Source organism: Actinomyces sp. MRS3W (genome assembly GCF_032465695.1).
Lineage (GTDB): Bacteria > Actinomycetota > Actinomycetes > Actinomycetales > Actinomycetaceae > Actinomyces.
The window spans coordinates 1-11,116 of sequence record NZ_JAWDJJ010000122.1 but is presented as its reverse complement, the minus strand read 5'-3'; the positions used below and the strand labels follow the sequence as shown (position 1 = coordinate 11,116).

General features: G+C 67.5%; 6 protein-coding genes. 3 read left to right on the top strand and 3 right to left on the bottom strand.

Features of this window, described 5'->3' with window-relative positions:
* Positions 1–773 (bottom strand): DEAD/DEAH box helicase (locus RWX45_RS04280; protein WP_316022536.1); only part of this gene is annotated, 773 nt, incomplete at its 3' end.
* 69 nt (positions 774–842) lie between these two features.
* Between RWX45_RS04280 and RWX45_RS04275 the strand changes: the two genes are divergently transcribed.
* The 3 genes from RWX45_RS04275 to RWX45_RS04265 all read left to right on the top strand — a co-directional run bounded on the left by RWX45_RS04275 (position 843) and on the right by RWX45_RS04265 (position 7,809).
* Entirely contained in the window at positions 843–4,067 is a 3,225-nt protein-coding gene (locus tag RWX45_RS04275; protein WP_316022535.1) for a DEAD/DEAH box helicase, read from the top strand.
* A 333-nt stretch (positions 4,068–4,400) separates the two neighbouring features.
* A complete protein-coding gene (locus RWX45_RS04270) occupies positions 4,401–6,200 on the top strand; it encodes a hypothetical protein (protein ID WP_316022534.1) in 1,800 nt (599 codons plus the stop codon).
* Between the two features lie 208 nt (positions 6,201–6,408).
* Complete coding sequence (locus RWX45_RS04265; protein WP_316022533.1) at positions 6,409–7,809, top strand: ATP-binding protein; 1,401 nt, start codon at positions 6,409–6,411, stop codon at positions 7,807–7,809.
* Between the two features lie 175 nt (positions 7,810–7,984).
* On the opposite strand, the gene RWX45_RS04260 is transcribed toward RWX45_RS04265, so the two are convergent.
* A complete protein-coding gene (locus tag RWX45_RS04260; protein WP_316022532.1) occupies positions 7,985–8,407 on the bottom strand; it encodes an addiction module antidote protein in 423 nt (140 codons plus the stop codon).
* A gap of 796 nt (positions 8,408–9,203) precedes the next feature.
* Positions 9,204–11,116: UvrD-helicase domain-containing protein (locus RWX45_RS04255; protein WP_316022531.1), on the bottom strand; the 1,913-nt coding region annotated here is incomplete at its 5' end.

Genomic DNA, 11,116 nt, shown 5'->3' with positions numbered 1-11,116 from the left:
GACGCGCACAGCACCACCGGCTCCGGGCCGTCCGGGCGCAGGCGCCGCACCAGCCGCAGCAGGCGGCGGATGACCAGGGCCACGTGCGCACCGAGAATCCCCCGGTAGGCGTGACACTCGTCGACGACGAGGTAGCGCAGCCCGCGCAGGAACCGCGTCCAGCGTTCATGCCCCGGCAGCAGGGAGAAGTGCAGGAAATCGGGGTTGGTCAGCACGACGTCGGCGTGGGCGCGCACCCAGTCGCGCTCGGGTAGGGGAGTGTCGCCGTCGCAGGTGCCGGTGCGGACGGTGCGCAGCGAGCCGGCGGGGATGCCGGCGTCGTGCTGCACGGACTCGAGCTCGGTGACCAGGCGGCTGAGCGCAGCGGCCTGGTCGGCGGCGAGCGCCTTGGTGGGGGACAGGTACAGGGCGGTGGGGCGGCGGCCGTAGGCGGAGATGCGCGAGTCGGCGCCGGGGCGCTGCGCGGTGAGCACGTCGGACAGGACCGGCAGCCAGGCGGCCAGCGACTTGCCCGAGCCGGTGCCGGTGGCGATGACCGTGTGCCCGCCGGCGTGGACGGCGTCGGCGGCGATGACCTGATGCGTCCAGGGGCGGCCTACGCCCAGGCGGGTGTAGGCGGTCACGAGGTCGGCATCGGCCCAGGTGGGCCAGTCGCCGTGACGGGCGGGGCGCGCCGGCGTGCGCTGGAGGTGGACCAGCCGCTCATCGCGCGCACCGATGCTCTCCAGCAGCTCGGTGAGGTCACGGGCGGGCGCGTGCGGCGGGGTGGTCACGGGGACCAGTGTGCCGCAGGGGTGCGACAGGAACTCGACGGCTGTTGCTATTGGGGGCAGACTCGGAGCATGGCGAATCCCTGGCGCTCCGATCGTGCACGAATCCTGCGGTACTGGTGGATGCTGGAGCTGTTCGACCCGCAGCCGGTCCCCAAACTGACCGGGCGATCGCAGCGCCCTCAGCGACGCCAGGTTGTTGAGTGGCACCCCGGTGACCCGCTGCCCTGGCAAACTCTGCCTGTGCCCGCGCCGCGCGGTCACAAACGCTCGGTGTGGCGGCACACCGTATACCTGGGCGTCTACGACTTGGAAGACGTCTACCGATTCCTGCACCGCGTCTTCGCCGATGACCGTGACGCCTACGATCAGCGCCGCGCGGGCGTCAGCGCCTGCGCAGCGGTGCAGGTTGACGAGCACGGCAGGTTGGTGGAGAGCTCCGCGGCCCTCTCCTCGGCGCTGTGGGCGGTTGCGCAGATCAGCAGCACGGGTGCAGCGCCGGATCTGCACTGGGCGAGTGGATTCAACAGCGCCAACACCGCATTCGGCGAGCAGGTGGACATGGCCGAGGGTCTTCGCCGTGATGCGGTCGGCGCGGATGCGCCACTTCCACAGGACTCCGGCTCGCTGCAAAGGCTTCTGGGGATCGCCTACGGCGCCGCAGGGATAGGCGGGAATGACCCACTCTGCAGCAGCCGGGTCGTCATTTCATCGACTCTCGTCACTGAAGGACGCGGTGACGCAGGTGATGTGGACACCGATTTCCTCAATAGCTTCTTCCTCACGGAATTGGCGACGGTGCAGAGGGATCTGGAACGCGGCTACTGCCCGAAGGCGCTGGCCGACTACCTGACCCCCGACCGCTCGGTCCCGGTGTCGGGGCGAACCGACGTCATACGGTGGAACGGGGCGGTTGACTCGGTGGTGGGCGCCGACCGCCTGCCGCTGGGGCGTTGGCCCTCGGAGCCCGCGCATCCACTGACGCTGCGACAGCAGTTCGCGGTCAACCGGGCACTGGACTCCCTGGCGGTCGAGGGCGGCATCATGGGTGTCAATGGTCCTCCTGGAACCGGGAAGACGACGATGCTGCGCGACATTTTGGCGGGAAACGTGGTTGAGCGCGCCCGTCGTCTGGCCGATCTCGACCAACCCGAGCAGGCTTTCACCGCAACCGTTCATCGCTGGAACTCCCAGGACGGATATGCGCGCAGAGTCCGTCAGCTGCGGCCGGAGCTGACGGGGCTGGAGATGGTTGTCGTGTCCGCCAACAATGCCGCGGTTGAGAACATCAGCGTCGAGATTCCCGCGCGCGAGGCGATTGCTTCCAGATGGCGGGATGAGGCCGATTACTTCGCCGATATCGCTACGGCGGTGATGGCCGACGACGCTCGTGCGGCGGATGCCGAGCGGCAGGAGGCCTGGGGGCTGGTGGCTGCGCGGCTGGGGAGCAAGCGCAACCGGGGTGCGTTTCGCAGCGCATTTTGGTTCGACCAGCAGAACCGGAAGACGCGGATGCCTTTGCCGGGAGGCACGCGTATGCAGACTCGTTTGAAGCAGTGGCGGGACGGCGAGGTGCCGCATGTGAGCTGGCATGAAGCGCGGGCGCGCTTCCGCCGGGCGGAACGGCGCGTTGAGGAGTTGATCAGCCGGCGACGCGCCGCGCAGGAGCGATGGGAACGTCTGAGGCCCGCGCTGAAGAAGGAGGCCGAGCTGGCCGGGCAGGCGCGTCAGCTGGCGGACGAGGCGGCTGCAGCCAACCTTCAGACGCACGACTATGAGGCCGTGGTGCAACGGGCACTGGCGGAGCGCTCCGAGGCGGAGCAGGCACGTCAGCGGCAGCTTGAGTCCCGCCCCGGGGTGCTTGAAACCATTTTCACGTTTGGGCGTGCGATCAGACAGTGGCGCTCGCGCATGGAGCCCCTGGATGATCGGCTACAAGAGGCGGAGCAGAATTGGCGTGAGGTGAGCGAGCAGGCGCGGCGACTGGCGGATTGGGCGCGTGGTCTGTCGAGCCGGCAGGCGGTGGCCGAGGAATCGTGGAAGCAAGCGGCCCGGGACGTGGCCGAGCTGCGTCGTCGTGTGGCGGCCGATGAAGCGGACTACGGGCGTGCCTACCCGTACCGGACGCGGGACCGGGTGGAACGTGAAATGCGCGCGCCATGGCTCGATGAGAGCCTGGACGCGGCCCGCGCCGAACTGTTCCTGGCGGCACTGCGCCTGCATGAGGACTTCCTGGCGAACGCGGCCGGAGACATGCTGGAGGGATTGCGGGCGGCGATCGACGTCGTCGGCGGAGATAGCCCGAGGGATCTAGAGCCGGAGAAGATACAAGCCGCGTGGCAGACCTTCTTCCTGGTCGTACCTTTGGTGTCCACCACCTTCGCGTCATTCGGGCGCATGTTCGCCGGGCTCGGGGCCGAGTCGCTCGGCTGGCTGCTCATCGACGAGGCCGGGCAGGCCTGCCCGCAGCACGCCGTCGGGGCGATCTGGCGGGCGCAGCGCGTCGTGGCGGTGGGGGACCCGCTGCAGCTGCAGCCGGTGGTGACGATGCCGCGCAAGGCGACGCGGGACATCGCCAAGGGATGCGGCGTATCGGAGACTTGGATTCCACCGGAGGCCTCTGTACAAAGCCTCGCCGACCGGATCTCCCGGTACGGCACCACGCTGGGGCGAGGCGGGGATCAGGTCTGGGTGAGCGCGCCGCTCACCGTACACAGACGCTGCGATGATCCGATGTTCAGCCTGTGCAACGCCATCGCCTATGACGGCATCATGATCAGCGGAGTGCACCGCCGCTTGGATGATCCCGGGAGCCCGGACCTGTTCGACGGCCCGGAAGGACCGCGTATCTGCTCCAGCCGCTGGTTCGACGTTCCGGCCGCGCAGCGGGGAACTCATCTGCAAGGCCGTGAGATCAACTGCCTAGGAGAACAGATCGATGCGCTCATCGGCTGGGGCGTGGACCCCGCGCAGATCATCGCGATCTCTCCCTTCCGAGAGGTCGCTGACCGGCTTAGGAGCGTAGCGGCGGCCCGTGGAATCATGTCCGGCGGAACGATCCACACCGCGCAGGGGCGGGAGGCGGACGTGGTGTTCCTGGTCCTGGGAGGAGACCCGGGCGCACCCGGAGCCAAGGCGTGGGCGGCGGCGACCGTCAACCTCGTCAACGTTGCCGCGAGCCGAGCCAGAAGGCGCCTGTACGTCATCGGTGACCGTGCGGCATGGATGCGTTACCCCTACTTCCGCGATCTCGGCGAGGCACTCGACTCGCAGCCGGGCATGACGGACCGTTCATGAGTGGGTTGTGTGACGAGTCGCGCCTTTGACGGCTCTTGAAGGCGCAAATCCAAACATGGAACGCTCTCACCGCGTCGATGTGCTCAAGGACGTTAGAACGGCTGCTCGTGTTCCTGTGTCGGCCTCGTTAGTGTCCATCCGTCGCAACTTTTGGCGGTGGCCCGTGCGCCGAGCTGCGGCCGCATGGCGCCAGGCGCGGAAAACCGCGACGCCGTCGAGCTGCTTCCGGGCCTTATCGGGTAAAAGCTGCGACGGATGGACACTTTGGGTTCGGCGGCTCATGCGGATGCCGGTTCTGTTGGCGCCTCGGTCGATCTCTGACACGATGGGTGAATGGGCATCGATTCACTCGGGACACTCACCGATGCAGCGCTGGCCGCGGCGGCCGGCGGAGCCGTGTACAAGCGCGGCCAAGGCCTGGTAAACGCCGTATCCGAACTCAGAATTGCCGATGACGAGGCCACCGCCACGGTCACCGGCACCTTCCCCTACACCGTGCGGCTGACTTGGGAACAGGGCGAGAACGGCACGGTCGCAGGTGACTGCAACTGCCCGCACCATGCCTCGGGCGCCTTCTGCAAGCATCTGGTCGCCGTCGGCCTGACCGTCCTGCAGGCGGCTGACGGCTCCAGCACTCGCGTGGAGGCGGGAACTCCCGTGGCAGTGGAGGACTCCGCTCCTGAGGACAAGGGCCGCAGCGCCGTCGAGACCTACCTCAACGGTCTGAGCACCGAGCAGTTACGCGCGCTGATCCTCAACCTCGCCGACTCCAACCAGGAGGTGTTCCGCTCGTTGAGCACGACGGCGTCGCTGGTCGGCGGAGACGTGGAGGCGGTGGCGGGGGAGCTGTTGGCGCAGGCGAAGTCCGTCACCGGTGTGCGCCGCTTCCTCGGCTACCGGGACGCCATGGACTACGGCAAGGATGTCAGCGACGTCCTGAACGAGCTCGAGCCCCTGCTTGAAACCGCCGACGGCGCTCGGGCGGCGGCACCCGCACTGCTCCACATCACCACCCGCCTGCGCAAGCAGCTGGAGAGGAACGTGGACGACTCCAGCGGCGTGGTCGGCGGCGTCTGCCAGCGCGCCGTTGACCTGTACGCGCGCGCCTGCTGCATGTGCCAGACGGAATCGAGCAAGCTCGGGCGCTGGCTGGCGAAATTCCGCCTGGACTCGCCCGGCTGGCCGTCGGTGACCCTGGCTGACTTCCTGCCCGCGATGGGGGACAAGGGCCTGAACGTCTACCGGCGCGCGGTGGCCAAGGCGGAGGCCGCCGTCGATGCCGAGGGGACGGCCCCGGGCTACGAGTTGAAGGCGATGCTGCTGGAGCTGGCCGATCACGACGGCGACGTCGACCGTGCCATTCACCTGCTGAGCCTCGGCGAGCACGCCCAGTACGGGGCGATCATCGAGCGGCTGCTCGCAGTGGACCGCCGTCGTGAGGCGATGGCCTATCTGGACCGGGCGGTCGCCGAGGGGCGCGTGTCCACCAACAACCTGAGCTACTGGCGCAGGCTGGGACACGGGTACTGGGTGGACCCGCTGCGCGCGGCCGAGCTGTACCGTGAGGACGGGCGCGGCGAGGACGCCCTGGACATGGCCCGCGGGCTGTTCCATCGCGCGCCCACGCCGGAGATGCTCGACGTGCTTGCCACGGTGGGCGCCTGGACGGGACGGGAAGATGCCGAGCGGGAGGCGGCACTGGCATGGGCCGATGAGCAGCCCTGGCACAGCGGCGACCAGGTGATTGAGTTGGCGCTGCACATGGGTGACGTCGAGCGGGCCTGGGCCGCCGCCGACCGCTGGGGCGTCGGCTACACCTGGCAGCAACTCGCCGACGTCGTCCCACAGCCCCGCCCGGATGACGCCATTGCCCTGTACCGCCAGGCCATTGAGGAGACATTATTGCCGACCGGCCGGCAGGCGGCCCGAGAAGCGGCGGCGCTCGCCACCCGCATGATGGCGCTGGCCGCTGTCGCCGACGGCGCGGAAGGTGCGCGCGGGGAGACGGGGCCCAACGACGGCGCTCCGGAGGGTGATCGGGTTGCGGCCTGCCGCGTGTGGCTCGCCGATCTGAAGGAGCGGTACCGGCGTCGCCCCACTGTTCGGGAGGAGCTCGACCGGGTCGGGTTATGAGAATGGGCGGAGGGCCGACGGGGCGGTGTGCCCTTGCGCCGTCCCAACGAGGGGCTCGACACCGCTCTGACGTACTCTCACATTGGGCGTTAGAGCGCGTAAGAGTGGCTGCGGCTGGCGCGGGCAGAGCCCAGCGGTGACGCGGAAAGCGGGAGGCTTCAGGGGGGTCCTGAACTCTTAAGTACTCTAAGAATGTTAGAGTAACAACATGTTGCCCGCGGCGGTTGATCAAGCACTGAACCTGAGTCCCGACGAAGCGGCCGCGCGCCTATCGGCGCTGCCCGAGGATCAGTGGTTCGAGCGCAAGTCCGGTGCGATTAGGCCCTTGGACTTTGCGGTCCCGCTGGTTGCGATGGCCAACGCCGAGGGCGGGGTGATCGTAGTCGGCTTTCATGGTGGCCGGGTGGTGCCTGTAAGCGACAAGGCTGCGAACGCACTCAGGCAGACACCTGCTGACTTCACGACGCCGCGTGTGCGCGTGGAAGTCACCGAGCTGCTCTCGAGCGAGGGACGCATTCTCGTCTTCCACGTGCCGCCCAGCGACCATGTGCACGAGACAAAGCGGGGGAACTGCTACCAGCGCATTGGGGACGAATCCAGGAAGCTTACCTATGCGCAGCGTCAGGAACTCGAGTGGGATCGTGGCGTCGCCAGCTTTGATGGCACGCCGGTACGGGACGTCACCGTTGCGGACCTAGACGATGTTCAGCTGTCCGCCTACCAGCGGACCCTGGGTTCGTCGTCGCCCGAGTTGGCTCTTCGAGCACGAGACCTGATCGTGAGGGGCGGCACCGTAACCGTTGCCGGATACCTGCTGTTCGCATCCCGGCCCCAGATGCTGTTTCCCAACGCGCATGTGCGCGTCCTGAAATACCAGCAGAACGAGCGAGGAACCGGGCGCACGCTCAATCTTGAGGATGATGCAGATATCCGGTGCGAGGGATCGATACCCGAGCAGATAGCCCAAGCAACGGCGGCTATCGACTCGCTGGCTCCACGTCGGCGCGCACTCACCGACTCCGGGCGATTCGAGGGTGTATCCACAATTCCCAAGGATGTTTGGCTCGAGGGTCTGGTTAACGCCGTCGTGCACCGGTCCTACAGCATCGGCGGGGACCACGTGCGGGTTGAGATCTTTCCGAACCGGATCGAGATCACCAGTCCGGGCAGGTTCCCGGGTCTGGTGAACCCCGCCGATCCGGCCTCGATCAGCCGCAATGCGCGCAATCCCCGAATCGCGCGAGTCTGTGCCGACATGGGGGTGACGCAGGAACTCGGTGAGGGCATCCGGCGCATGTTTGCCGAGATGCGGAGGGCGGGGCTGTCCAATCCGAAATACGTCCAGGGACCAGAGGCGGTACGCCTGACGCTTATGGCGACCATGGCCCCCTCTGATCGGGTCGTGCGTCAGATTGCTCCGAATACAATGAAGATTCTTGATGCACTGCGTCTGGCTCAGCGCCCACTGAGTACCGGGCAACTAGTTGAATTGGTCGGCATGGCCAGGCCGACCGTGCTGCGCCACTTAAACGTCCTTCGCGATGCCGACTTGGTGGTGTGGGAGGGCGAGAGCCGCCGGGATCCCCGGGCCACCTGGCGGGCGGTCTGATACGTGGGATCGAGGTCGGTCATCGCACTGTGGCTGTTGCACGAGACTCGTCGATTTGCGCAAGCAGTGCCGGCACCGCCTCGCCGTCCGGGAGAAGCTCGACCGGGTCGGGGTGTGACCCCGGGTTGTGGAACGGGGCGTGAAGGTGCGCGGTGGCGCGCACGCAGCGCCGTGATTACGCCGCGGTGATGGTGATGCGACCTCCCAGGGCGCGCACAACCCTGGCGACGGTCTGAAATGACGGGTTACCCGTGTCCGAAAGAGACTTGTACAGGGACTCGCGGCCGACGCCGATCTGCTGGGCGATGGCGGTCATGCCTTTGGCGCGGGCGATGTCGCCGAGAGCTGCCTGGAGGAGCGCGGGGTCGTCCTCGGCTGCGACCTCGTCCAGGTAGGCGATGATCGACGCGTCATCGTTGAGGTAATCGGCTGCGTCCCAGCGCGTGAGGGTCATGATCTCCCCTACGGGTTTGATATCTCCAGTGATGATGCCGGTGAGCGACCATCGCCGGAGCGTGGTGAGGATGCGTGCCTTGGCTCGCGAGTCTCGGAGGTGCCTCAGCCAGCGGTCGAAGGCGTCCGATCGATAGATCGTCAACGCACTCATTGTATCCTCTGGGATACGATTTGTCATGATGTCGCCTCCATGCGGTTTGGCTTGTGATGACCGTAGACCTCACCACTGACATGAATTGGAGGCAGGAAACGGCTCGACCCGTTGCCGCCGGTGAACACCTCCACGGGGTATGTGTGGGACTTGCCTGGCAGGGTGACTATCCAGGACTCCCCGCGAAACCGCCCCACGATCATTGGTGGGCAACTCTGCAAGCCGATGTGCCGGGCCGGTGACGGCACTGTCATGCCCGGCTGGGACGTCGTTGGCCGGGGTGTCAACGACCGGGACGCCTGCCAGCGACCAAATTCGCTCGCACCTGAGCCGTACCGGCACGACTACAAACGTGAAAGATCGGCGGGCGGTAAGCCTGATGGCGCCCGGATGGTGGCTTTCGCGCGGCATCGCGCGATTCTGGCTAGGGAAAACGTGGCGTGGTGAGGCTAGATGTCTTCACTGAGCCAGGTCTTCGACATTGAAGCTGCTCCGTCCAGAGTGGAAAAGGCTCCAGCCATTTGGGCGTGGCTCCGATGAGGAGTCATAGGCCCGGCTGGGGGGCGATTGACTCCGGCGTAGGCGCGACGGTGCCGCTGGCGCAGGCAGACAGCACGACGGTGCCGCTGGCGCAGGCAAACAGCTGTGTGACTGTGGGAGCACTGGCGTCCGCCACCCTGCTCCGCCCATATTCAACGCGCAAGCCGGTTATCCGGCTGTCCGCGAACCGGCCGCCGACGTGCCCCGCACTCCCTCGGCCCCGCGAGTACTCACTTGGTCCGTGCACTCACCCGGCCCCGCGCACGCCCTCCAGGAGCGGGCTCGCCTCGCCGCTCCAGGAGATTGCCAGCTGATCGCGGGCGCGCGTGGCCGCGACGTACAGCAGCGAGCGTTCCCGCAGCAGCGCGTCGTCACGATCGGCGTCGGAGTACTGCTGATCCCGCAGCGAGCGCGGGATGGCATCCACCGACACGTCGAACAGCAGCACCTTGCGGAACTCCAACCCCTTGGCACGGTGCATGGTCATGACCACGGGCCGCCCACGCCCAACCGCCTCACGACCAACGGAGCGCACCTCCACGCCCCTGTGCGCCAGGCCGGTGACCACGTTGTCCCGCTGGTACTTGTCGCGTACCAGGACGGCGATGGACTCCGGCGCGCTGGTCCCGCTGTCCCGGTCCTCATCAAGCCATAGACCCAACAGTGCTGCCGCGTCGTCGAGCTCTGCGGCATTGTCGCTAGCGTGCAGCAGCAGCGGCTCGGGTCCAGACCGGGGAGAAACGTAGTGGTGCTGCTCCGCCTTCCCCTCCAGGTCCTCGTAGGTGCCGCGGTCCAGAATCTCGAAGGCCAGATCGAGGTTCTGCCGGGTGGTGCGGTAGTTGCGCGTCAGTCGCCGCGACCGCCCGCGCACCTGGATGCCGTAGTGGCTGAGAGTGATCTTCTTGCCGTAGATCCGCTGGTGGGAGTCCTCCGCCAGGAACAAATCGTCCGGGCCGGGCTCGACCAGCGCGCGCAACAGCTGCAGGTGGGCCGGCGTGAGGTCCTGCGCTTCATCCACCAGCACATGCCGGTAGGGCCGGGCAATACCGCGCGCGGCCTCCGCATCCAGCCAGGCTGCGGCGAGTGCCAGCAGCTCCGCGAAGGAGGAGACCCCGAGTTCCGCGCTGCGATCCCGGTACTTCTCGATCGCTTCCCACACGGCCGCCCGCTTACGACGGTCGAGCGCCACGCCGCGTCCCGGACGGCGAATGCGCAGGTACTGCCGCAACGTGGTCACCCGCTGTGGCAACACCACCAACTCGTACTCCGATTCCAGGAAGTCCGCAGACCGCAGGTCATCGGGCAGGCCGTCTCCGGTGAGAGACAGGGCGTCCTGCCACAGGTTCTTCCGGGATACGGACAGAACATTCGTGCGCCGTCGCCCGAGTACCTGCTCGGCCGTGTCTGCAATCGCATCACCGGCGCGCTGCAGAATCGCCCGCGCCACCTTGTCCAGCCCACTGACCATGACACCCGGCTGCCCAACCCGTTCGGTGAAGCTGAGCGAGGGCGCGAGCTCGGCCACCTGCCGTCGCAGATCATCGGCGAGGTTGCGCGTGTAGGTGGTCAGCAGAATCCGCACGTCGTCGCCTGCTTCGGCGTCGCGCTCGGCCAGCTCAACGGTCCGGTGCACGGTGACGACGGTCTTACCGGTGCCGGCACCACCGCTGATGCGCATCGGACCGTTCGCGCGGCGCTCCACGAGCGCCCGCTGCTGCGGGTGGAGGAACACCTGCCACTGGGCGAAGGTGAGACCATCAATAGCCCGGCGCAGATCCTCATCATTCTCGATCCAGGTGAAGGAGGAGCGGGCCGCACGCGTACGCAGCCCCGCAATGAGCTCGGGGTCGGAGGACTCGGCGGACACATCCTCGGGGCGGCGCAGCCCGAAGTCCTCGCGGACGTCTTCGATCGAGGAGCCCGTAGCCAAGGCGAGTAGTGCCTCCCCCTGCCAGGGGACGTCCGCCGTGGAGGCCAAATCCAGCAGCTGGGACTCGCGGGTGGCGGCGAGCGCTGCGGCGGCCAACCGGACGTCGATGCCGAGTTCGTCACGCAGCGTCTCGATGCTGAGGTCCTGCGGCCAGGTGGGGGCGTCGTCCCGGCTCGCGACGGTGACGGCATCCGGGAGGGCCGTCGCCGGGGCACGATCCGGGGCGGGAG